The organism is Meridianimarinicoccus sp. MJW13, from assembly GCF_014901205.1.
Lineage (GTDB): Bacteria > Pseudomonadota > Alphaproteobacteria > Rhodobacterales > Rhodobacteraceae > Meridianimarinicoccus.
In genome coordinates this window covers 309,544-334,079 of sequence record NZ_JACNMU010000003.1, presented here as the reverse complement: position 1 = coordinate 334,079, position 24,536 = coordinate 309,544, and the positions used below count along the sequence as shown (strand labels likewise).

Sequence of the window (24,536 nt, the reverse complement as noted above, 5' to 3'; positions counted from 1 at the left end):
GGTCAGAGATCCCTTGCCGAGAAGGTGTCGCAGGCTTGTGGATTGCCGGTCTGATAGCCTGCCGCGAACCAGCGCTGCCGCTGCTCGCTGGTACCATGGGTGAAACTGTCGGGCACCACCACCCCGCGGCTGGCCTTTTGCAGGGCGTCATCGCCGATCCGCGCGGCGGTATTCAGTGCCTCTTCGATATCGCCGGACTCCAGCACGCCGAAGCGGTCCTGCACGGCGCGGGCCCAAAGGCCTGAATAACAGTCGGCCTGAAGTTCGACCCGCACCGAGATGGCGTTGGATTCGGCCTGGCTGGACTGGGCGCGCAACCGGTTGCTGTGCTCCAGCGCCCCCAGAAGGTTCTGGACGTGATGGCCAACCTCATGCGCCACCACATAGGCCTTGGCGAAATCGCCGCGGGCGCCCAGTTCGGTGTCCATGATCCGGAAGAAATCGGTGTCCAGATAGACCTGCTGATCGTTGGGGCAGTAGAACGGGCCGGTGGCCGCATCCGCCAGCCCGCAGGCCGAAGACGTGCGGCCGGTAAACAGCACCAGCTTCGGCTCCATGTATTGCAGGTTGGAATTGCGGAAGATCTCGCCCCAGACCTCTTCGGTGTCGGCCAGCACGACAGCCACGAATTCCTCGGAGCTGTCGTCGATCTGGTTGGGGCCGGTGGGGGCGGGCGCCGGGCTCATGCCGCCGCCGCCCAGAAAGGGAGTGACATCGACCCCCAGAAAGGCGCCGATCAGGACCACGGCCAAAAGGCCGATTCCGCCCAGTTTTGCGGGGCCGCCCGTCATGCGGCGGCCACGCCGGTCTTCGATGTTACGACTTGTCCGCCGTCCTTGCCAACGCATCTGACCTTCTCCTCCGGTTTCTGGAAGTGTCCCTGAAACCAGAGGGGTGGGTCAACCGTCTGGCGAAGGAAACACCAATCAGCTTTTCGGGCCGATCATGTCTTCGGGGCGCACCACAGCGTCAAAGGTGGCCTCATCCACGAAGCCAAGGGCGATGGCTTCTTCTTTCAGCGTCGTGCCGTTCTTGTGGGCAGTCTTGGCGACCTTGGTGGCATTGTCGTAGCCAATGGTCGGCGCCAGAGCCGTCACCAGCATCAGGCTTTCCTTCATCAGCTTGTCGATGCGCGGCTCGTTCGCCTGGATGCCCAGCAGCATCCGCTGGGTAAAGCTGTCGGCCACGTCGCCCAGAAGCTGGATCGACTGCAGCAGGTTGTAGGACATCATCGGGTTGTAGACGTTCAACTCGAAATGGCCCTGGCTGCCGGCGAATTTTATCGCCGCGTCGTTGCCCATCACATGGGCGGCAACCTGGGTCATGGCCTCGGCCTGGGTCGGGTTGACCTTGCCCGGCATGATCGACGAACCCGGCTCGTTCTCCGGCAGGATCAGTTCGCCCAGACCGGAACGCGGGCCGGAGCCGAGGAAGCGGATGTCGTTGGCGATCTTGTACATGGACCCGGCCACGGTCGCGAGCGCGCCGGACATGAACACCATCGCGTCATGGGCCGACAGGGCTTCGAACTTGTTGGGGGCGGTGACGAAGGGCAGGCCGGTGATCTCGGCCATATGGGCCGCCACGGCCTCGCCCCAGCCCTGCTTGGTGTTCAGGCCGGTGCCGACGGCGGTGCCGCCCTGGGCCAGTTCATAAATGCCCGGCAGCGCGGTCTCGACGCGGGCGATGCCCTGGCGGATCATATGCGCGTAGCCCGAGAATTCCTGGCCCAGCGTCAGCGGCGTGGCATCCTGGGTATGGGTGCGGCCGATCTTGATGATGTCCTTGAACTCTTCCGACTTGGCTTCCAGACCCTCGGCCAGCTTGGTCAGGCCCGGCAGCAGCACGTCGCGCACCGACATGGCGGTGGCGATATGCATGGCGGTCGGGAAGGTGTCGTTGGATGACTGGCCCATGTTGCAATGGTCGTTCGGATGCACCGGGTCTTTCGAGCCGATGACGCCGCCCAGGATCTCGATCGCGCGGTTGGCGATGACCTCGTTTGAGTTCATGTTCGACTGGGTGCCCGAGCCCGTCTGCCAGACCACCAGCGGGAAGTTGTCGTCGAACTTGCCCTCGATCACTTCACCGGCGGCTTCGATCACAGCATCGGCAATGCGGGCGTCCATATCGCCGGTTGCCTTGTTCTGCATGGCGCAGGCTTTCTTGATGACGCCAAGCGCGCGCACAATGGCCACGGGCTGTTTTTCCCAGCCGATGGGGAAGTTCATGATCGACCGCTGGGTCTGGGCGCCCCAATACTTGTCGGCAGGAACTTCAAGCGGTCCGAAGCTGTCGGATTCGGTGCGGGTCTGGGTCATCGGGATATCCTCTGAAAACAGGTTCCCGATGCCTATAAGCGGCGGCTGGAGGGCTGGCAATGCGACGGGGAAGCGGGTTAGCGATATCAGCCGGTTACCCGCGCGCCCTGCCTACTTGCGGAAACTGTCCAGGCTGACGACTTCGGCGTCTTTCGGCCCGGAAGCCTGTTCTGCCTCGGGATCCACGTCCTCGGCCATGGGGGCGGCTTCCAGGTCGTCGTCGTCCTCGTCGTCCTGGGTTTCGAAGCGCAGGCCGAATTCCACAGACGGATCCACGAAGGTGCGGATGGCATCATAGGGAATATACAGCGGCTCGGGCCGGTCGCCGAAATTCAGGGTGATGGCAAAACCGTCGTCATCCACCACCAGATTGTCGAACCAGTGCTGCACGACGATGGTCATTTCTTCCGGGTAGCGGTCCGACAGCCAGTCGGCCATTTGCGCATCGGGGTGCAGCGTATCGAAGGTGATGAAAAAATGATGCTCTCCGGGCAGGCCGTGCTCGGACACCTCTTCCAGCACCTGCCGGATCAGGGTGCGCATGGCGCGGTGCATGAGATTTCCGTAGTCGATGCTGCGTGACATATGGCTCGGCCCTCTTTCCTTTCTAAAGGTCTATCGGAAGGGGGGCGGGAATGAAAAGGGCAGAAAACGCCCATTCTTTCAGATGCCCGCCAGCCCGAGCGCCAGCCCCAGCCCGGCCGACACGGCCAGAACCCGTGGCAGCGGCCAGTGCAGGCGCAACAGGCACAGGGCGGCGATCAGGCCAAGGGCGGCGGCTGGGGTGTCAAAACTGGCCCAGTCGGGGCGCAGCAGGGTGACGGGGCCGAAGCGTACCTCGGTGACCTGTCCGAACAGCACATGCAGGGCGAACCACACCGACAGGTTCAGGATCACCCCCACCACCGCGGCGGTGATCGCCGACAGGGCGCCGGACAGGCGCGGCTGATGCGCCAGCCAGTCGATGTAAGGGGCACCCGCGAAGATCCACAGGAAGCAGGGCACAAAGGTCACCCACAGCACCACCGCGCCCGAGGCCAGTGCCAGCCCCACGCCGCCACGCAGATCGCCCGCCAGCATGCCGACGAATTGCGTCACCAGAATCAGCGGCCCCGGCGTGGTTTCGGCCAGTCCCAGTCCGTCGATCATCTGCTGCGTGCTGATCCAGCCATGCTCGGCCACCACGGCCTGGGTCATATAGGCCAGCACCGCATAGGCGCCGCCGAAAGTCACAACTGCAAGCTTCGAGAAGAACAGCGCCAGATCTGTCAGGAAAGCGGCATCCGCCAGCCACAGGGCCGCGACGGGCAGCAGCCACAACCCGCCCCAGACGGCAATCGTGCGGCGCAGATGCCCGCGCGGCAGGGCGGTTGCGTCGTCAGGGGGCCGGGCGCGGGTGCTGAGAAACCCATAGGTCCCGGCGGCAAGGATGATGGCCGGAAACGGCAGGTGCAGGAAGAAGATGCCCACGAAGGACAGCCCGGCGATGGCCCAGCGGTCGGTGGACTTCAGCGCCTTGCGGCTGACCCGCAGCAGGGCCTCCAACACGATCACCACCACCGTGGCCTTGATGCCCACGAACAGCGCCGCCACCAGAGGCAGCGTGCCGAACCGGGCATAGAGCAGGGACAGCGCCGCGATCACCGCCGCACCGGGCAGCACGAACAGCGCCCCGCCCAGCAGCCCGCCGGGCACCCCGCGCAACCGCCATCCGGCATAGGTGGCTAGCTGCATCGCCTCGGGGCCGGGCAGCATCATGCAGAAGGACAGGGCGCGCAGGAACTGGTCCTCGGTCAGCCAGGGGCGATCCTCGACCAGCTCGCGATGCATCAGCGCGATCTGCGCCGCCGGGCCGCCAAAGGACAACAGGCCGATGCGGCCGAACACGCGCCAGAGTGCGCCAAGGGAAGGGGAAGGCGAGGCCATGCGAATGTGTGACCGCCACGGGCCAAGGGCGCAAGCCGAAGCCTGCGGGTGTCACGACAGCGTCGCATGTTGGGGGGGAAGTGCAGGTTTCTGTTGCCAGGTACCTGCGAACCCCGCCAGCCGCTGCAAAGCGACTGGACTTAAGATTTCGGTATTAGGCACTGCTTACGCAGCGACTGCCACCGGAGCACGATTGTTGTTTGCAACTATGCTTTTTGAACCGATAACGGTGGTATCTCACCGAGACAAAGCTAACCCCTTTAGACGTCCGTCGATCCTGTTTCGGCCCCATGATCCCCAAACAAAGGATTTTTGGTGGAGCCGCCGGGTACCGCCCCCGGGTCCAGTCCGTGTATTACGAGCGCGTTTATGTCCATAGTTCCGAAGAACAATCCAAATGTAGGCGCTGATGCGGCCATGTGCAAGCGGCCGCAGGCAGGATCGGGCTTGATTTGTCGTTTGGACGCGATACAACGGGGATAGAATATTAGAACGGTTCTAAAAAAGGTGGATCCATGTTGTCCCGTTTCACCGGCCGTCGGCGGTTTTCCGACCTGACCGAGCAGGAAGTGCTCGCCCTTGCGATTTCGTCCGAGGAGGACGACAGCCAGATCTACCGCAGTTTCGCCGCGCGACTGCGTGAAAGCTATCCGGCCAGCGCAAAGATCTTCGAAGGCATGGCGCGCGAGGAAGAAGGGCACGCGCAGCGGTTGATCGACCTGCACAAGGCGCGGTTCGGTGACACCATCCCCCTGATCCGGCGCGAGCACATCGCCGATTTCTACACCCGCAAGCCGGTCTGGCTGATGGAGAACCTGTCGCTGGACGACATTCGCGGGCAGGCCGAGGAAATGGAACGTGGCGCGCAACGCTATTACGAGGCCGCCGCTCGCCGCAGCACCGATGCCGACACCCGCGCGCTTCTGAACGATCTGGCCGCCATCGAGGCCGGGCATGAGGCCAGGGCCGCCGATCTGGCCGAACAGCATCTGACCGAAAGCGCCAAGGATGCCGAGGAAAAGACCCGGCACCGGCAGTTCGTGCTGACCTGGGTGCAGCCTGGACTGGCAGGGTTGATGGACGGCTCGGTCTCGACGCTGGCACCGATTTTCGCCGCGGCCTTTGCCACGCAGGACACCTGGCAGACTTTCCAGGTCGGGCTTGCGGCCTCGATCGGGGCGGGCATCTCGATGGGCTTCACCGAAGCGGCCTCGGACGATGGCGAAATCTCGGGCCGGGGGGCAGCATGGAAACGCGGCGTGGCCTCGGGGGTGATGACCACGATCGGCGGGCTTGGCCACGCGCTGCCCTACCTGATCCCGGATTTCTGGACCGCGACCACGATTGCCGTAATCGTCGTCTTCATCGAGCTTTGGGCCATCGCTTGGATCCAGAACAAATACATGGACACGCCGTTCTTCCGGGCAACCCTGCAGGTGGTTCTGGGCGGCGCGCTGGTGCTGGCCGCAGGCATCCTGATCGGCGTCGGTTAGCGACGCCCTGTCTGCCAGACAAGGAAAAGGCCCCGAAGTGGGGCCTTTCTTGTCAGGGGCTTAGAAGCCGGCCTTGATGCGTTCGAACTCTTTGACCATCTGCTCGCGCAGGCGGATGTCCATGGGCACCTGGTTCAGGACCGGCCCGTCGATGGGGTTCAACCCGACCTCTTCCAGCGTGGCGGCGTCGATGGCCTCCATGGCAGCGGCATTGCCGTGACCATAGCCCCATTCGGTGACGATATATTCGGCGACCGAGGGTTGCAGGAAGCTTTCCATGAAGTCATGCGCCTTGGCCTCGTCGCCCGGACCGTCCTTGATGTTGACGTAGCCGCAGAACCACATGGAAGATCCTTCCTGCGGCTCGCGTTCAAAGGCAATCGGCTGGCCCTCGTCGGCCAGTTGCACCGGGGTTTCGTTCCAGGCCCAGCTCAGCAGCACCTCGCCGGTGCCCATCAGTTGCGCCAGTTCGGCGCCATCGGTCCAATAGGTGCGCACAAGCGGATGCACTTCGCGCAACCAGGCGCTGGCCTTCTGGAAATCCTCCTCGGTGGCCTGCGTCCAATCGGTGGTGCCGGTGGCCAGATAGGCCAGCGCATAGGCATCATCGACCACATCGGGCAGCGAGATCCGCCCCGCCAGCGCCGGGTTGGTGAAGACCTGAAGCGTCGAGACATCCTCGGGCGTCAACTCATCAGTGTTATAGGCGATGGCGGTGGCGCCCATGTCGCCGGGGATGAAATAGACCTTGCCATCCTGCACGAAGGTCGGGTCGGTGCGGAACACCTCGGCCACCTGCATGTAGCTGGGGATCTTCGACACGTCCCAGGGTTCGATCAGGTCGGCCTCGATCCACTTCTGGACGGATTGCGGGCAGGGGTGGGCCACATCCGCGCGAAAGCCCGAGCGCAACTTCTGAAACGCTTCTTCCTCATCCCCGAAGAAGGAATAAGTCGGCATGTCGCCATGTTTTGCGGCGTAGGCTTCCCAATAGGGATCTTCCTCGAACCCCGACCAGTCAAGGATCAGCAACTCGCCGTCGTCGGCCTGTGCCGGCAGGGTCAGGGCCAACAGCGATACGCCGGCCAGAAGGGAGAGAGAGGAACGCATCTGTTGGAGACTCCTTGTTTTTCTGCACATCGACCCGATCTTTTTGACCATGGCCGCAATCACATTTGATTGACGTGGCAACCAACGGTAGGCAAGGCCGGGAAAATCCGTCAAGCATGACCCAAGGACGGCATTAACGGATTCCGGGCCGCTTTCACGCGATACAACCGGATAAAACGACAAGGGGAAACGATGTTCAAAGCACTGGTGGTTCAGAAGAACGAAGCCGGAGAAACCTCGGCCGCGATCGAAGACGTGTCCGTAGATCGCCTGCCCGAGGGTGACGTGATTGTGGCCGTCGAATATTCGACGGTGAACTACAAGGACGGGCTGTGCCTTGGATCGGGCGGCGGGCTGGTGCGCACTTATCCGCATGTGCCGGGCGTTGATTTCGCGGGCGTGGTCGAAAGCTCCGACGATCCGCGCTTCACCCCCGGCGACCGGGTGGTGCTGAACGGCTGGCGCGTCGGCGAAAACCGCTGGGGCGGCTACGCCGAGAAAGCCCGCGTCAAGGCCGACTGGCTGGTGAAACTGCCCGAGGCGATCACCACCCGGCAGGCGATGGCGGTGGGTACGGCGGGCTATACTTCGATGCTGTCGGTCATTGCGCTGGAAAACCACGGGCTGACGCCTGACAAGGGTCCGGTTCTGGTCACCGGGGCTGCCGGCGGTGTGGGCTCGGTCGCCACGGCGATCCTTGCCAACCTCGGGTACGAGGTGGCCGGTGTGACCGGGCGGCCCGAGACCGACGACTACCTGAAATCGCTGGGCGTGTCGCAGATCGTGCCGCGCGACGAGATCAACGAGACCGTCAAGCGTCCGCTGGAGACCGAAACCTGGGCCGGCTGCATCGATGCCGTCGGCGGGCCGATGCTGGCGCGGGTGCTGGGACAGATCAAATACGGCGGATCGGTGGCCGCCGTGGGACTGGCGGGCGGAGCCAATCTGCCCGCAAGCGTCGTTCCCTTCCTGCTGCGCGGAGTCAACCTGCTGGGCATCGACAGCGTGATGCGGCCCATCGAGGACCGGGTCGAGGCGTGGAATCGTCTGGCCACCGACCTGCCCATGGACAAGCTTGAAGCGATGATCCAACCCGCGACCCTTGCCGATCTGCCGCGACTGGGGGCGGATATCCTGAAAGGACAGGTGCAGGGCCGCGTTGTGGTCGATGTGCACGCCTGAGTGATCCGACCCCGATCCCGCGCCGTAAGATATTGTAAAGGCATTTGACGCGCGTGGGGGCGGTATGAGTAGCAAGGATCCGGTCATCTGGTGGGTCAGGCGTGATATGCGCCTGGCCGACAACCCCGCGCTGCGTGCGGCCATCGACCGGGACGTCCCGGTCCTGCCTGTGTTCATCTACGACGAAGTCATGGAAACCCACGGCGCGCTTCCCGGATGGCGGCTGGCGCTGGGGGCGGAGGCGCTGGACAAGCGCCTGCGCGACGCCGATAGTCGCCTGATCCTGCGCCGGGGCAGGGCGCTTGATACCCTGCGGGCGCTGATTGCCGAAACCGGGGCGACGGCGGTCTACTGGTCGCGTCTTGTGGACCCGGACAGTCGCGCGCGCGACAGTTCGGTCAAATCCGCGCTTGTCGACGACGGCATCGACGCGCGCAGCTTCGCGGGCCATCTGCTGTTCGAACCCTGGACCGTGGACACCAAGCAGGGCGGCTATTATCGGGTTTATTCGCCCTATTGGCGGGCCGTGAAGGATCGTGATCCCGGCCTGCCGCTGGCCACACCTGCGCGCATTCCGGCCCCCGACACCTGGCCCGCGTCAGAGACCATTGCCGACTGGCAGCTTGATGCCGCCCTGAACCGCGGGGCCCAGGTGGTCCGCCCGCATCTGGGGGTCGGAGAGGAGGCCGCCGAAACCCGTTTGGCGCGGTTTCTGGACGGGCCGGTCGACGACTACCGCAAGATGCGGGATTTCCCGGCAGAGCCCGCGACCTCGTTCCTCAGCGAGAACCTGACCCATGGCGAGATCAGCCCACGCCGGTTGTGGCACGCCGGGCAAGAGGCCGCGCGGCAAGGCGCGAAGGGGGCCGATCATTTCCTGAAGGAGTTGGTCTGGCGCGAATTCGCCCACCATTTGGCCTTTCACACACCCCGGATCACCACCGACAACTGGCGCGAGGGCTGGGATCGCTTCGGCTGGTCCGGCAAGGAAGACAGCCCCGAGGTGATGGCCTGGAAACAGGGGCGCACCGGGGTGCCCTTCGTCGATGCCGCCATGCGCGAGATGTATGTGACCGGCCATATGCACAATCGGGGGCGGATGATCGTCGGATCTTATCTGACCAAGCATCTGATGACGCATTGGAAAATCGGGCAGGCGTGGTTCGCCGACTGCCTGCGCGACTGGGACCCGGCCTCTAACGCCATGGGGTGGCAATGGGTTGCCGGCAGCGGCCCCGATGCGGCACCCTATTTCCGGATTTTCAATCCGGTGACACAATTGGAAAAGTTCGATCCCGGCCACGGGTATTCCGGGCGCTGGCTGGCCGAAGGACGCGCCAACCCCTCTGCCGATGCGTTGGCCTATTTCGATGCCGTGCCCCGATCCTGGGGCCTGAGCGCCAAGGATGCCTATCCCGACCCGGTGGTCGGCCTGGCCGAGGGGCGCAAACGCGCGCTGGCCGCCTATGAGGCACGGGATTTTTGAAAGACGCGGGGGGACAACCTCGCCACTGCAACAGGACAAAGGAACGAAGATGACATTCTTGACCAGCACCAAAGGGCAGACCGATTTGCCGCGTTACTTCGGGGCGGCTTTTGCCCAGGCCGCGCGGCTTCCCTGCGGGCGTCTGGATGTGCATCTGGACGACGGGCGGGTGTTTCGCGTCGAGGGGGCATCGCCCGGTCCGGTAGCGGAAGTGCACATTCACAACCGTGAAGTGTTCGCGCGCCTGCTGCGCGAGGGCGACCTTGGGTTTTCGGAAGCCTATATGGACGGGTGGTGGAGCACGCCGGACCTTCAGGCTTTCATGGATCTGATCAACACCGCCGACGACGCCATGCTGAACGGATTCCCGGCCATGGGACTGGTGCGGGCGCTGGAGCGGCTGCGGTTCTGGCTTCAGTCGAACTCGCGGCGTCAGGCCAGGAAGAACATCTCGCACCACTACGATCTGGGCAATGATTTCTATGGTCAGTGGCTGGACGAGACGATGACTTATTCGTCGGCCCTGTTCGACACCGGGCAGGAAAGTCTGGAAGCCGCCCAGACCGCGAAATACGCCGCGATGGTGGATGGCATGGACGTGGCACCGGGCGAGCATGTGCTGGAGATCGGCTGTGGCTGGGGCGGGTTCGCAGAGTATGCCGCGAAAGAACGGGGCCTGAAGGTGACCGGGCTGACCATCAGCAAGGAACAATACGACTATGCCCGCGCGCGTATGGCACGGATCGGCCTGTCGGATCGCGTCGAGATCAAGTTGCAGGATTACCGCGAAGAAACCGGGCAGTACGATGGCATCGCGTCCATCGAGATGTTCGAAGCGGTGGGCGAGAAATACTGGCCGGTCTACTTCAAGACCCTGCGCAACCGCCTGAAACCGGGCCGTGCCGCCACCTTGCAGATCATCACCATCGAGGATCCCCGCTTTGACGCCTACCGCAAGCAGGTGGATTTCATCCAGAAGTATATCTTCCCCGGAGGTTTCCTGCCCAGTCCTAGCGTGCTGCGTCGCGAGGTGGAAAAGGCGGGCCTTGCGGTGGCGGGATCCATCGAGTTCGGCGAGAGCTACAGCCAGACCCTGCGCCGCTGGGCCGAATCCTTCAATAATCGCTGGGACGAGATCTCGCGCATGGGCTTCGATGATCGGTTCCGGCGCATGTGGGACTTTTATCTGACCTCCTGCGCGGCGGCCTTCCGCACCGGAGTCTGCGATGTGACCCAGATCACCGTGCGCGCGCCCGCCTGACCCGTCGCGGGGGTGGGGCCATCTGACGGCTGGACCCGCCCGCGCCAAGAAGGCACCAACGGGCGACAGGCGCAAGGAGATCGCATGGCGAGCTACAAGGTTCAGGGCCCGTTGGCCGACGAGACATTGCTGACGACCGTGTTGGGCAGCGGCGCCTACCAACTGGCACACCTGAGCGATCCCGAAGGCTGGCCGCAGGCCGACCTGACGCTGATCACCGCCGAGGCTCAGGCGCGTCTGGACTACTATCTGGCCGCGCATGGGCTGGACCTGTCCACGGAGTTTGCACAACTCCTGCCGGACAATCAGATACTTGCGGGACGAACCTTCAGTGCGGACGTCTGGACGCCACGGTGGCGCAACATCTGGCGTGCGGCGGCGGAAGAGATCATGCTGCACCGGACGTCGCGCTCGCCCGAGACGCTGACGACCTGGTTGAACAACATCTGGTCGCGCGCGGATTCGCGACTGCGTGCGCAGGCGGCGCGGCGGGTTTGCCCCAGCGGGTTGGATCGCGATGACCTGACCGTCCAGCACAAGTCCTATGGCTACTATCAGTATTTTACCGTGGTCGATTACATCTATGACCACGCCCATTTCGACGGCACCCGCAGCGAGGCCCTGACGCGCGGGGTGTTCATGGCTTCCGACGCGGTGACGGTTCTGCCCTATGACCCGGTCCGCGACCGGGTGCTGGTGATCGAGCAGTTGCGCGCCGCGCCGCTGGCGCGCGGCGATCGCGGGCTCTGGCTGATGGAACCCGTGGCGGGCCGGATCGAACCGGCTGACGATCCCGAGGACACCGCCATCCGCGAAGCCTGGGAAGAAGCGCATGTGCAGGTGACGGGGCTGCACAAGATCGGCGAATACTACCCCTCGACCGGCGCGTTTTCCGAGTACCTGTATTCCTTCATCGGACTGGCGGATCTGCCCGACGATGCCGGAAAACTGGCGGGTCTGGACATCGAGGGTGAGGACATCCGCGGCCATGTCATGAGTCGCACCGGGTTGATGGCCGCCATCACGCGCGGTGACATTCCCGTGGGGCCATTGATGATTTCCGCCTACTGGCTTGATGCAAACCACCACAGGCTTGGTGCGGGCGGTTGAAACCGCCGCCTTGCGTGCCTAGACAAGGCAGACACATCTGCATTCTGGAGTTCCAATGGCGATTTACCCTGACCTGGCATCCGCAATCGGCAACACGCCCCTGATCCGCCTGAACAAGGTCAGTGACGCCACCGGCTGCGAGATACTCGGCAAGGCCGAATTCCTCAATCCGGGCCAGTCGGTCAAGGATCGCGCCGCGCTTTATATCATCCGCGACGCGGTCGCCAAGGGCCAGTTGAAACCCGGCGGCACCATTGTCGAAGGCACGGCGGGAAACACCGGCATCGGGCTGGCGCTGGTGGGCTGCTCCATGGGGTTCCGCACGGTGATCGTGATCCCCGAGACCCAGAGCGAGGAAAAGAAGGAGATGATCCGTCTGGCCGGGGCCGAACTGGTGCAGGTGCCGGCGGCCCCCTATCGCAATCCCAACAACTACGTCCGCTATTCAGGCCGTCTGGCCGAGAAGCTTGCCAAGACCGAGCCCAACGGCGCCATCTGGGCCAACCAGTTCGACAATGTCGCCAACCGGCAGGCGCATGTCGAGACCACCGCTCCCGAGGTCTGGGACCAGACCGGCGGCAAGGTCGATGGCTTCATCTGCGCGGTCGGCTCGGGCGGCACCATCGCCGGGGTGGCCGAAGTGCTTCAACCCAAGGGCGTGAAAATCGGTCTGGCCGATCCCGAGGGCGCGGCGCTGTACAACTTCTACACACAGGGTGAGTTGAAGGCCGAGGGCGGCTCGATCACCGAAGGCATCGGGCAGGGGCGGATCACCGCCAACCTTGAAGGCTTTACGCCCGACATGTCCTACCAGATCCCCGACGCGGAAGCCTTGCCCTATGTCTTCGACCTGCTGCAGGAAGAAGGACTGTGTCTGGGCGGATCCTCGGCCATCAACATCGCCGGCGCGGTACGCATGGCCCGGGACATGGGGCCGGGCCACACCATCGTGACGATCCTGTGCGACTATGGCACCCGCTATCAGTCCAAGCTGTTCAACCCGGCCTTCCTGAAGGAAAAGGGGCTGCCCGTGCCAGCATGGCTGGATCGGGCCCCTGCCAGACTTCCCGCCGTGTACGAGGATTGACACGCATGATGACGCGCATCGCGGCGCATGTGCGCCTTGCGGCGATGCTGGTGTTGCTTCTGGCGGCACCGCTGTCAGCGCAGGATCTCACCGAGGAGACCTTCGCCGACTGGGAAAGCATGGCGGGACGCATCGAGCGTGTGCTGGAGGCCGACACCGCCGATGATGCGACGTTGGAACGGCTGCGCAACGATCTGGCCGAGTATCGAGAGCGGTTTCTGGCCGCGCAGAACACCAATGAATCCCAGGTCGAGCGGATCGAGCGTCAGCTTTCTGCCCTGGGACCGGCCCCTGCTGAAGGCGAGGCCGAAGCCGAAGAGGTCGCCAACCGTCGCGCGGCACTGAACACGCAGCTTCTGGAACTGCGCCAACCGGTCCTGCGCGCCACCGAGGCCTTTGTCGAAGCAGACGGGCTGGTCAGCGAGATCGATGCCGTGCTGCGGGACCGACAGGCGCGGCAGGTTCTGAAACGGTACTCCAGCCCGATCAACCCGTTCAATTGGGGATCGCTGCTCGGCGATTTCTCAAAGGCCTTTGGCCGCCTGCCGAGCGAGATCCTCCTGATTCTGCGGGACGAACACCAGCGCCAGTCGATCATCGACAATCTGCCAAGTGTGTTGATCTCGTTTTTGGCGGGCATCTTTCTTCTGTTCCGCAGCCGCCACTGGCTGGAAAAAGCCTTCCAGAAAACAGCCAAGATCCGAAATCGCGTGCTGCAGCATGTCGTCCGGGTGGTCCTGGCGGCGGCGCAACTGGTGCTGCCCTGGGCCGGTCTTGGCCTGCTGCTGGTCGGGCTGCAACTGACCGGGCTGTTCGGCCGGACGGGCAGCGCGCTTCTGGCCGGCTTTGCCTCTTTCGGGTTCATGCTGATTTCGGGGATCTGGCTGACACGCCACCTTTTCCCCAAGGAGGGTCCCGACGAAACACCGCTGCGCCTGCAAAACTCGCAGGTTTCCGGCGGACGGATGCTGTCGCGCACCATGGTGTTGACCCTGGCGCTTGAGCAGGGGCTGAGCACCTTTTCCCAACGCATGCAGTTCATGCCGCAGACCGAAGCCTATGTCGGCCTGTTGCTGAGCTTCATTTGTGCCTATGCGCTGCTACGCATGGGCCGGTTGTTCCGCCACACGGTCGCCCAGGACATCTCGAAGGATCACGGGTTCTCGAACGGGGTGGTCAACTTCCTTGCTCTGGCCGGGATGTTCCTTGCGGTCGTCGGCCCGCTTGCGGGCATTGCCGGCTATGCGGTGCTCAGCAAGCAACTGGTGTTTTCCACCGCCGGCACCTTTCTGGTGTTGGGTCTGATCTCTCTGCTGGATCGCGAGTTCAGGCAGACCATACAGATGTATCGGACCAGCCGCGGCAAGGACGAGGCTGACGAGGGTCTTCTCCCGACGCTGGTCGCGGCGGCGCTGATCCTGGTGTCGTTGCCGTTCATTGCGCTGATCTGGGGCGCGCGGGTCACCGACCTGACCGAGATCCTGGCCAAGGTACGCGAGGGCTTCAGGGTCGGCGAGATACAGCTGTCGCCCATGGTGTTCTTCACACTGGCTGTGGCGTTCGCGGCGGGCGCGGGCCTGACCCGGCTGGTGCAGGGTGCCCTGCGCAACACGGTTCTGCCCAAGACCCGGCTGGATCTGGGGGCGCGCACAGCCATCGTTTCGGGCGTTGGCTACATCGGGTATTTCCTGGCCGCGATCGTTTCGGTGACGCTGGCGGGCATTGATCTTTCGAACCTCGCGATCCTGGCCTCGGCGCTGGCGGTCGGCATCGGTTTCGGCTTGCAGACCATCGTGTCGAACTTCGTGTCCGGCATCATCCTGCTGGTGGAGCGTCCGGTGTCGGAAGGCGACTGGATCGAGGTGGGCGGCGTCATGGGCTATGTCCGCCGCATCTCGGTGCGCGCCACAAGGATCGAAACCTTCGACCGCACCGATGTGATCATTCCCAACGCCGATCTGGTCTCGGGGCAGGTTACCAACTGGACCCGAGGCAATCTCATCGGTCGCGTTATCGTGCCGGTGGGCGTGGCCTATGGCACCGACACCCGCAAGGTCGAAAAGATCCTGCTCGAGATCGCCAACGAGCATCCCATGGTGGTGATTTCGCCGCCGCCATCGGTCTACCTGATGGGGTTCGGCGCAGACTCGGTCGACTTCGAGATCCGCGCCATCCTGCGGGACGTCAACTTCCTGCTGGGCGTGAAGTCCGACATGAACCACGAGATCGCCCGCCGCTTCGCGGAAGAAGACATCGAGATCCCCTTCGCACAGCGCGACCTGTGGCTGCGCAATCCCGAAGCCCTCGGCGAAATGGCAGGCTCGGGGGCTGCCCCCAAGGTCACCCCCATGATGCCGCCGCCCCAGCAAACGCGCGGAGCCGACCCGGGGGAGCCCGAAGGCGACGATCCCGACTAGGCCCTGACTGCGGGGGTGGTTTCGGCACGGCAGGGCAGGGATCGAGGCCGGGTCGCGACGCAGCCGCGCGCGGTTTGCATCGGTGTGGAAGAATGCAGCCGCGAGCGACAACGACCCCACCGGCTGTCGCGTCAAACGTCTGGCATCCAGTACGAAAAAACACCAAAACCACCTTGCCCTCGGTTCCCGATCTCTGCTAACCGTCCGCCTCACGGAGAGGTGGCCGAGTGGTCGAAGGCGCACGCCTGGAAAGTGTGTAGGCGGGAAACCGTCTCCAGGGTTCGAATCCCTGTCTCTCCGCCACTTGCCCCCGCGAAAGCGTTCTCCCGATCCGGCTGCGGCCGGATTTTTCCGTTGTTTTGGAGGGTTATGCGGGAGGGGCTGTTCACCAGCTCCGGTGCGAAGAGGGCCCAAAGCGTTCTCTCGGGGCCGATATTCTCCGGACCTGTTGACTGCGCCAATCTGGTGAAAAGCTTACAAGCATCTGTTCTGTAACCTATTTTTTCCGGCGTCCACGCGGACTCCGATCCCGGTTCCATTTGGTTGACATGCCACTGGCGTCGAACTCCCGATCTGACCGTGGCGCTCTCGCGGGTCGTTGACCTGCCGCCTTCATTGTGATCATTCTGACCACAAATCAGGGAGGGGCCCATGAAGGCCGTGTCTGCCCGTGAGGCCAAGCATCACTTCGGCCAGTTGATCGACGAGGCGCGGGCCGAGCCCGTTGTGGTCGAGAAGCATGGGCGCCCGGTAGTCGTCGTCCTTGCGGTCGAGGAGTACCAGCGGCTGACCGGCCGGACCGTGGAACCCTCCGGCAAGAAACGAGAGGACGAGCGGTAGCGCATGCCGATACTGAACTGGCTGACACGGGACGAGGACATCCGCACGGCGCAGCATGTGCCCTATCGCTTGCTGGAGGAAGTCCCGGATCAGTCGGCGGGCGACGGTGGCGCGGGCAACATGCTGATCCAGGGCGACAACCTGGAAGCGCTGAAGGCCCTGCTGCCCTTCTATGCCGGTCGGGTGAAATGCATCTACATCGACCCGCCCTACAACACGCGCTCCGCCTTCGAGCACTACGACGACAACCTCGAGCACACGCAATGGCTGGCCATGATGTGGCCCCGGCTGGAACTGCTCCGCGATCTTCTGGCCGAGGATGGCTCGATCTGGGTGTCCATCGACGACAACGAGGGGCACTACCTAAAGGTCATCATGGATGAGGTGTTCGGGCGACGAAATTTTATCGCCAACACTCTCTGGCAGAAGGTCTTTTCGCCGAAGAACACTGCGCGCCATTTTTCAGATGATCACGACCATATCCTCGTTTTTGCCAGGAATGCCGATAAGTGGGTGCCAAACCCCATGCCGCGTTCCGACCGCATGAACAAAGGCTACAAGAACCCGGACAATGATCCACGCGGCCCTTGGACTTCCGGCGACGTTTCCGCGCGAAATTTCTACGGTGCCGGAAGATATGCGATTACCTGTCCCAGCGGCCGGGTGATCGCAGGTCCTCCGAATGGCATGTATTGGCGCGTGTCGGAGGAGCGGTTCTGGGAGATGGACCGCGACGGCAGGATCTGGTGGGGCAAGGACGGCAACAACACTCCGCGCATAAAGCGCTTCCTTGCAGAGGTGAAGCAGGGAGTCGTACCCCAGACTTTGTGGATGAACACTGAGGTTGGAAACACCCAAGAGGCCAAGAAGGAAGTCGTAGCTCTGTTCGGTGAAGTAAATTTCATGACTCCGAAACCCGAGCGCTTAATTCAACGCATCATTAACATTGCAACCGATCCGAACGACCTTGTGCTCGATTCCTTCCTCGGGTCCGGCACAACCGCCGCCGTCGCTCATAAGATGGGCCGCCGATACATCGGCATCGAAATGGGCGAGCATGCCCACACACACTGCGCGCCGCGCCTGCAGAAGGTCATCGACGGTGAACAAGGCGGCATTTCGGAGAGCGCGGGTTGGAAGGGCGGCGGCGGTTTCCGCTTCTACCGGCTCGGCCCTCCCGTCTTCGACCAGGAAGGTCACATCCGGCAGGACATCCGCTTCCCCGTGCTGGCAGCGCATATCTGGTTCTCGGAAACCGACCGTCCGTGGGACGGCAGTGGCGAGAACCCGCTGCTCGGCATCCATGACGGCCGCGCGCACGCGCTGCTCTACAACGGCATCCTTGGCGACAAGAGGCCTGGCGGCGGCAACGTGCTGACCCGCTCGACCCTCGCCCTGATCTGTGAGGATATCGCCAAGCTGGCGCCGGACTTCGACGGCCCGCTGACCGTCTATGGAGAACAATCCCGGCTGACGCCCGCGACGCTCGACCGTGAGCGCATCACCTTCAAGCAGACGCCCTACGACGTCAAAGCGCGGGCCTGAGGGGGTATCGGATGAAACTGAAGCAATACCAGACCGATACTCTCTCCGTTCTCCGCCGGTTCTTCGAAGAGGCGCGCGTGGCGGGCCCGAAGGGCGCGTACGAGGCGATCACCAAGGAGCCGGACCAGACCAAGCGGCTCGGCCGGTACGGCGGCAGCTACACGCCGCTCGCGGAGTTGCCGGCCGTTCCCTATGTCTGCCTGCGCCTGCCCACCGGGGGCGGCAAGACGATCCTCGGGGCCCACTCCATCGGCGTCGCGCGCGACGCCTGGGTGGAGAAGGACTATCCGATGGTCCTGTGGCTGGTTCCGTCGAACACGATCCGGCTTCAGACGGCTGAGGCGCTGAAGAACGCCCGCCATCCCTATCGGCAAGCGCTGGACGAGGCCTTCGACGGCCGGGTGCGCGTGTTCGACATCGCCGATTTCACCCACATCCGCCCGCACGACATCCGCGACCATTGCTGCATCGTCGTGGGCACGATCCAGACCCTGCGCGTGTCGAACACCGAGGGCCGGAAGGTCTATTCCCACAACGAGAACATGGAACCGCACTTTTCGGCGCTGCCCAAGAGCCTGCCGGGGCTGGAAACGCTGGAAGGCGGCGGCGTGAAGTTCTCTTTCGCCAATCTGATGCATATCCACCGGCCGCTGATGATCGTGGACGAGGCGCACAACGCGGTTACCGGCCTGACGCGCGAAATGCAGGCACGGGTCAATCCATCGGCGATCATCGAGTTCACGGCGACGCCGCGGCTCAACTCGAACATCCTGCACAGCGTGACGGCACAGGAGCTGAAGCTCGAGGAGATGATCAAGCTGCCGATCATGCTGTCCGAGCACGACACCTGGCAGAACGCCGTGAATGGGGCCGTCTCGTCACGGGCGTCGCTGGCCGAGGAAGCAGAGAAGGACACGGCGTACATCCGACCCATCGTCCTGTTCCAGGCGCAGCCCAAGAACCAGGAGGTGACGGTCGAGGTGCTGAAGAAGCACCTGATGGAGGTCGAGCAGATCCCCGAACACAAGATCGCCGTGGCCACCGGCGATCAGCGCGAACTGGACGGCATCAACCTGTTCGATCCGAAATGCCCGATCGAGTACGTCATCACAGTCGAGGCGCTAAAGGAGGGCTGGGATTGTTCCTTCGCCTATGCTTTCTGCTCGGTCTCGCGGATCCAGAGCGCGGTGGACGTCGAGCAGTTGCTGGGGCGAGTCCTGCGGATGCCTTATGCCAAGCGCCGCAAGGCCGAGGATTTGAACCGCGCCTATGCGTTCCTGTCGGAGCCGTCGTTCGGCGAGGCGGCGCGGTCGCTGGCCGACAAGCTGGTGGCCATGGGCTTCGAGGAGGATGAGGCGCTCGACAACATCGAACCTGCGCAGACCTCGCTCGATGCAGATACCGGCCTCTTCGGCCCGCGCGACAAGCCGAAGCCGACCTTCAAGCACACGGTGACGGCGACACCTGAGGTGGTTGCCGAACTGAAGAAGCGCGAAGGGGTGAGCGTTCGCGAAACCGACGATGGGAAGGTCGAGATCGCCGTGACGGGGCGTGTTGACGGCGGCCTCGAAAAGGCGATCGTCGAGGCTCTCCCCGAGACCGAACGAACGGGGTTCTCGGCGGCCGTCACCAAGTATCGCGTCGAAGTGAAGGACCAGCTATCGCCTGCAGAACAGGGCGAGGCGTTCGAGGTCCCCCGCCTGGTCTCCGAGATCCAGGGCGAGTTCGAGTTCGCCGACACTGACGTGTTCATGGAGTTTCACGACTGGTCGCTGCTCGACCACTCGTCGAAACTGGGTGAAGGCGAGTTCGCGATCCGCGAGACGGCACGCAGCTTCGAAATCGACCTCGACGGCAACCGCATAACCTACCAGTTCGCGGACGAAGAGGAGCAACTGGCACTCGACGTCGATGTTGAAGGCTGGACACCGGAGGCGCTGGTGTTCTGGCTCGACCGCCAAGTGCGCCAGCCGGACATCCATCAGAGCGAATTGCTCCGCTGGCTGCGCGACCTTGTCGGCCACCTGATCACCGTACGCGGCATGCACATCGCGGCGCTGATGCGGTGCAAGTTCATCCTCGCCCGCAAGGTTCGCGAGAAGCTCGCCGCCATCCGTCAGCAGGAACGCGATGGCGTCTACCAGCGGTATCTTTTCGCCCCGGAGGCCAAGGTCGACGTGTCCTTCGACCAAGCCTTCGCGTTCAAGGACGGGATGTACTGGGATCAGCGCCGGTATCGTGGGCGCTGGAAACCTCGTAAGCATTTCCTTGGGCCGGACCATGTACCTGCTTTCGACGGGGCCGAGAACGGTGAAGAATTCCAATGCGCGCAAGCCATCGACAGCTTGCCGGGCCTCAAGTTCTGGATCCGCAACGTGGCCCGCCACCCCAACTCGTTCTGGTTGCCGACGGCCACGGACAAGTTCTATCCGGATTTCGTGGCTCAGTTGGAGGACGGCCGACTGCTCGTCGTGGAGTACAAGGGCGCCCACATCGCCGATGGCCCCGACACCGCCGAAAAGCGGACCATCGGTCAGCTATGGGAGAGGACGAGCAGTGAGAGGGGCCTGTTCATTGTGGTCGAGAGAACCGTCGATGGACTGGGCATGCGTGATCAGATCATCGGGAAACTCAGCGCCCACATCTAAAGGACGTAATCGCGAAGGTAGACAACTCATGCGTGCTAAGCGGTTAATCCGGAAATGCTGTAACCCTATCAAGTCACCGCTATTCGAGCTCGATAATCACCACGGAAGGGACCTAGCCACTCGCAACCCTAGCGAGTGGGACCTATTCTTAATGACATGACAGGCCCCGCCTCACACGACCGACATGGCTCCAACGCCGGGCGCGGCTTCCGCTTCCAAGACGCGGTTGCCGCCTTGCTGGCTGTGCGTGTCTGGGCGGGGATCGATGCGCCGGCGACGATTATCCCCGAGGGCAACGACGACATCGAGCGGAGAGGATCCAATCGTACATGGCTGGTCCAGGTGAAAAGCCGACGCGAGCACATGGGCGAGACACCCCTCGCCACTGCCCGCGACTATGTGAAGGACCTGTGGACCCGCCATGACAAGTTCACGCCGGCTCCCGGAACGCTCGAACTGATCCTTGAGAGACCGATCGTCGACCATCCGCCCCAGGCCGACAACACGATTGCCCCGAACGCCCGCCTCAGGTCTAGGCTTCCTGGTGGCGCGCTTGGCAAAGCCCTGCTCGCCAAGACGATCATCCAGCACGTCCCGGAACCGCACGAGGTGGCTATAGCAACGATCGTCGCGAAGACGGGCTGCAGCCCGCTGACTGCACAAATCTGCTTCGCGCAGTTGCTCGTCGAGATCGGGAACCTATCCAACCAGAACGGCCGTCTGCAGTCAGCGGACTATCGGGGGCTTTCCGCGAGCGACACGGATTCTGTCATCACCACCACGCTCGAGGCGGTCGACATCGATGCGATCGAGCAGGCGATATTGGATGGCGCTTGCGAGCCCGTCGACTTCCTGACGCCTCTCGACGACCCGGAGTTCTACCTCGGCGTTGATGTCCAGGCCGGCCACGTGGCCGCAGGACTCGTCGTCCCGCGAGCCGAACCCGAGGCGGGACTGGCACATGGGCTTGAGCTCCGCCGCGCCGCGCTCGTAGTCGGACCGTCGGGTGCTGGCAAGTCAGCCATCATGTGGCAGACCGCCCATGGTCTTCGGCACACGGTGCGATGGTATCGGCTACTTCGCATCGAGCAGCGCGATCTACCTAACTTGCGTCGGCTGCTCCGAGCGCTGCGCGCCAGTGCCGACGCGCCAGTTGGGTTTGTCGTGGACGACATCGGCCGGCGCGGCGCCGAGGGATGGGATGCGCTCACCCGCGAACTCAACACGATCCCGGGCGCCTTGTTGCTCGGCTCAATCCGCGAGGAGGACCTCTTCCTACTCGAAGGTCGCTCGCGTGCAGCAGAGATCCGGGCCGAGCCAGACAACGACCTAGCGAAGCGCATCTTCGACGAGCTCAATCGGAGTGGGAAGACCCAGTGGGGCGGGTGGCGCGAGCCCTGGGCGCTGAGCAATGGCCTCGTCCTCGAATACACACACATCCTGAGCGCCGGGGAACGCTTCGAGCAAACGCTGAGCGAGCAGGTTGACGCTCGGCTGCGTGACCAGGAGCGCACAACCGAGCTTGCGACGTTGCGGATTGTATCACTTGCCGCCGCCGCCGGCGCGGCCGTCGACCTGCGGCAACTTCCGCAGGTTTTGGAGTTCTCGGCGGACAGCATCGCGCGTGGACTGCGGCGCCTGGTTGAGGAACATCTTGTGCGCGACGGTGGGGACAGCCTCCTCACAGGCCTACACCAGCTTCGCTCCGCCGAACTCGTCCGTCTTACGCACCGTAATGTACCACCCTTCATTAGTGACACCTTTGCACAGGCGGTGCGCTCGGTGCCCGCTGCGAACGTCGAGCAACTGATCGCTGACTCCGTGCGCCACCGGGGCGTATCGACGGCAGACGCTGTGGGGATTGTTGCCGAGTACATTCGGCAGAGCCCTAGCATTGCTACCCTTTCGGCCGCCTTGCGCGGGTTCGGAACCGTTCGGATCGCGACAGCGGTCGACCTGTGGCTCGAGACTCCCGAGGTTCGGGCGCTTCCGGCAACGCAGATCGGTACCGCGATGATGCTGAGCTTCGCTGGCACCTCGCTCTCCGGCATTAACGAGAATCTAGCGCGCGCGACGGAGGCTGGAGCTCGGCTCGCCGAGCTACGCGAGGAGTATGTCAACGATCCGCGCACGGCTTTGCTTGAAGCGCTGCCCCAAAGCACCTTGGCCGCCGTGATCACGCCCGTGGCCGATGTCGTAGGACTGGATCAGTTGCTGTCGGCTCTGATGGGCTTGCCTCTCCACCCCAAACTCGCTGACGCGCTGACATCCAGGCCTGCGGACCTTCTCGGGGCACCGTTCGATCCGGTAGTGCGATTGCTAGGCTCGCTGGCGGCCATCGATCGCGAACGGGCAGTCGCCTGGGTCGACGCCGCCGGCGCAGAAGCGTTGATCGCCCGCATACCCTCTGAGATCCCTTGGGCGGTCCAGCCCTTGTTGGAGGATGCACCGGAAGGAAGCTTGATACGAGTCGACCACTACCACCTCGGCATCCCCGGCGCCGACAACGCCCACGACGAGGTCGTGCGGCTCTGCGAAGCGGCGCTTGCCCTGTCCCCTCGATCCGACGTTGCCGCCTCGTCGGCGATTCTTCCTAACGGAGAGCTCGCAAGTTTCGCAGGCCATAACCTTGCCGAGAAACGGATACCCCGCGCCAACCTACCTCCGGCAGCGCTGCCGGCGTGGAACCGTCTCTGGGGCGAGACCATCGGAGCACGCATCGCGACGACGAGCCAGACGGCTTATCTCGCGGCTGCCTCACAGCTACTCGACCGACTTGTCCCGGCACTACAGCGCATCATCAACACGATCCTGATCGGCAAGAGCGTGGTAAACGCCCAGCTCACCTCCGCGAATGCCGTTCACGATGCCGCGCGCGAACTCACTCCGCCGAACGTGGTAGCCGTCGGTGCAGAAAAGGACACGCAGGGGGTTCACGTCACGCCGCTTCAGAACGTTCTTTTCTCGGCGAGCACCGACGTAATTCGCCGCTTCCATCAACTGCCGAACGGAGCACCGGCCTTCATTGGCTGGATGGCCTCGTTGATAGACAACGTCGACAACGCCTATGCGAACGAGCCCTGGCATCTGATCGGTGGCCCCCCAGCGTCGCTCGGTAGGTTGCGGGAGATGCTCGTGGCGATCAGGAATATTGCCGGCGATGTAGCTGGCGGGACCTACCCTCCTTCGTTGAAGCACCGCGCCTTGATTGGTCAGGCGCGGCCGAACAACGCGTTGCGCCTCATCGGCACCCGCTTCGCTGCTGCAATGGGCGCCGGTCGCACTCGTTTCGCGAACGAGCTGAGGGATGCTCTCGCCGACCAAGGTATCACGGCGCAGGTCCGAGCGCTCGAGGCAACGGACGCGATCGTTCCCTGGCCGCCGAGCGAGATGGCCGTGCTGATCCCGATCGACAGTCTCGAAGAGCTTGAGGTTTTCGACGTCGCGGCTAACGCTGCCCGCGCCGCCGCCCACGAATATATGAACGTCACCGCCATCCCGGTGATTGGAGGCCGCCTCGCACCGACCTGGGGCAAGTCGGGCCACAGTCTCATGGTCAACCTCTTCGACCGTGCCGCGGAATGGCCTGCCCGCCTCGGGATGCCGGCCTTCATGCCGATCGCTTCCGCCTTGTTCGACGCCGTCGCTGCATCCGCTGCTTCACTGCAGTCAATGGACCACCTCAGCCTTGGCATCGACGGTCGGCCGAGTGCAGAGATCGATGCGCGTGCAGCGCTTGAAGATCAACTCGCAAGCGGACGTGACGAACTGGCCTCATTGACCGCACTGCTGGGCACCGACCTGGCGGAAGCGGCTGCGAATTGCATTGATGAGATCCGCTTCGGCGAGATGAACTACATTGACGCCTCGCATTCGGCCATGAATGGTCGCGAGGTCGCGGAACTGATGCTGCTGGTCAGCTTGCTACGCATCCGACTCGATCAAGCGGAGATCGATGCGATTGAATAAAACCCGCAGCTCGAGCCGCTGCTCAGAGTGGCCGCTCGACCACCACCTGGTCGATGTCCGCTTCAAGCCATAAATTCGGTCGTCCAGCTGGGATCTGGCAGCTTCAGAAAGCTGCCATCTCGTCGGAGGCTGCCACGGCAA

The 24,536-nt window shown here is 63.5% G+C and carries 16 protein-coding genes, 1 tRNA gene and 1 other RNA gene; 12 read left to right on the top strand and 6 right to left on the bottom strand.

The genetic code is table 11. The annotated features are described in order from the left end of the window. Positions 1-2: 2 nt before the first annotated feature. The 5 genes from H8B03_RS07230 to ssrA form a co-directional block, all read right to left on the bottom strand. Complete coding sequence (locus tag H8B03_RS07230) at positions 3-848, bottom strand: neutral zinc metallopeptidase (RefSeq protein ID WP_193141047.1); 846 nt, start codon at positions 846-848, stop codon at positions 3-5. Positions 849-926: 78 nt separating this feature from the next. After that, the gene (fumC, locus tag H8B03_RS07225; RefSeq protein WP_193141046.1) at positions 927-2,321 is read right to left on the bottom strand and encodes a class II fumarate hydratase; all 1,395 of its coding nucleotides are present in this window, start codon (positions 2,319-2,321) and stop codon (positions 927-929) included. Positions 2,322-2,432: 111 nt separating this feature from the next. Further along, positions 2,433-2,906 (bottom strand): SspB family protein, encoded by a 474-nt coding sequence (locus H8B03_RS07220; protein ID WP_193141045.1) that lies wholly within the window; start codon positions 2,904-2,906, stop codon positions 2,433-2,435. Between the two features lie 78 nt (positions 2,907-2,984). Continuing rightward, complete coding sequence (chrA, locus tag H8B03_RS07215) at positions 2,985-4,247, bottom strand: chromate efflux transporter (protein ID WP_193141044.1); 1,263 nt, start codon at positions 4,245-4,247, stop codon at positions 2,985-2,987. 79 nt (positions 4,248-4,326) lie between these two features. Next, positions 4,327-4,676, bottom strand: a transfer-messenger RNA (tmRNA) gene (ssrA, locus tag H8B03_RS07210). Positions 4,677-4,762: 86 nt separating this feature from the next. Between ssrA and mbfA the strand changes: the two genes are divergently transcribed. After that, positions 4,763-5,740 carry an iron exporter MbfA gene (gene mbfA, locus H8B03_RS07205; protein ID WP_193141043.1) on the top strand — a complete coding sequence of 326 codons (978 nt, stop codon included), beginning with the start codon at positions 4,763-4,765 and terminating at the stop codon, positions 5,738-5,740. A 60-nt stretch (positions 5,741-5,800) separates the two neighbouring features. Here the strand turns inward: mbfA and H8B03_RS07200 are convergent, their stop codons facing one another. Beyond that, a complete protein-coding gene (locus tag H8B03_RS07200) occupies positions 5,801-6,850 on the bottom strand; it encodes an extracellular solute-binding protein (RefSeq protein WP_193141042.1) in 1,050 nt (349 codons plus the stop codon). Between the two features lie 192 nt (positions 6,851-7,042). Here H8B03_RS07200 and H8B03_RS07195 point away from each other — a divergent pair, with 192 nt between their 5' ends. From H8B03_RS07195 to H8B03_RS07145, 11 genes are all read left to right on the top strand, one after another. After that, a complete protein-coding gene (locus H8B03_RS07195) occupies positions 7,043-8,032 on the top strand; it encodes an MDR family oxidoreductase (protein ID WP_193141041.1) in 990 nt (329 codons plus the stop codon). A gap of 64 nt (positions 8,033-8,096) precedes the next feature. Further along, the gene (locus H8B03_RS07190; RefSeq protein WP_193141040.1) at positions 8,097-9,518 is read left to right on the top strand and encodes a deoxyribodipyrimidine photo-lyase; all 1,422 of its coding nucleotides are present in this window, start codon (positions 8,097-8,099) and stop codon (positions 9,516-9,518) included. Positions 9,519-9,567: 49 nt separating this feature from the next. Further along, complete coding sequence (locus tag H8B03_RS07185) at positions 9,568-10,779, top strand: cyclopropane-fatty-acyl-phospholipid synthase family protein (RefSeq protein ID WP_193141039.1); 1,212 nt, start codon at positions 9,568-9,570, stop codon at positions 10,777-10,779. A gap of 84 nt (positions 10,780-10,863) precedes the next feature. Beyond that, complete coding sequence (locus H8B03_RS07180) at positions 10,864-11,889, top strand: NUDIX domain-containing protein (RefSeq protein WP_193141038.1); 1,026 nt, start codon at positions 10,864-10,866, stop codon at positions 11,887-11,889. A gap of 55 nt (positions 11,890-11,944) precedes the next feature. After that, the gene (locus H8B03_RS07175) at positions 11,945-12,976 is read left to right on the top strand and encodes a cysteine synthase A (protein ID WP_193141037.1); all 1,032 of its coding nucleotides are present in this window, start codon (positions 11,945-11,947) and stop codon (positions 12,974-12,976) included. Positions 12,977-12,981: 5 nt separating this feature from the next. Next, complete coding sequence (locus H8B03_RS07170; RefSeq protein WP_193141036.1) at positions 12,982-15,393, top strand: DUF3772 domain-containing protein; 2,412 nt, start codon at positions 12,982-12,984, stop codon at positions 15,391-15,393. A 213-nt stretch (positions 15,394-15,606) separates the two neighbouring features. Beyond that, a tRNA-Ser gene (locus H8B03_RS07165) sits at positions 15,607-15,696 on the top strand. Positions 15,697-16,044: 348 nt separating this feature from the next. Next, positions 16,045-16,233, top strand: coding sequence for a type II toxin-antitoxin system Phd/YefM family antitoxin (locus H8B03_RS07160; RefSeq protein ID WP_011910684.1), 189 nt, complete (start codon positions 16,045-16,047; stop codon positions 16,231-16,233). A 3-nt stretch (positions 16,234-16,236) separates the two neighbouring features. Beyond that, positions 16,237-17,778 carry a site-specific DNA-methyltransferase gene (locus tag H8B03_RS07155; protein WP_193141035.1) on the top strand — a complete coding sequence of 514 codons (1,542 nt, stop codon included), beginning with the start codon at positions 16,237-16,239 and terminating at the stop codon, positions 17,776-17,778. An 11-nt stretch (positions 17,779-17,789) separates the two neighbouring features. Continuing rightward, positions 17,790-20,426 carry a DEAD/DEAH box helicase gene (locus H8B03_RS07150; RefSeq protein ID WP_193141034.1) on the top strand — a complete coding sequence of 879 codons (2,637 nt, stop codon included), beginning with the start codon at positions 17,790-17,792 and terminating at the stop codon, positions 20,424-20,426. A gap of 156 nt (positions 20,427-20,582) precedes the next feature. Next, on the top strand, positions 20,583-24,395 hold the full coding sequence (locus H8B03_RS07145; protein WP_193141033.1) for a hypothetical protein: 3,813 nt from the start codon (positions 20,583-20,585) through the stop codon (positions 24,393-24,395). The last annotated feature ends 141 nt before the right edge of the window (positions 24,396-24,536 follow it).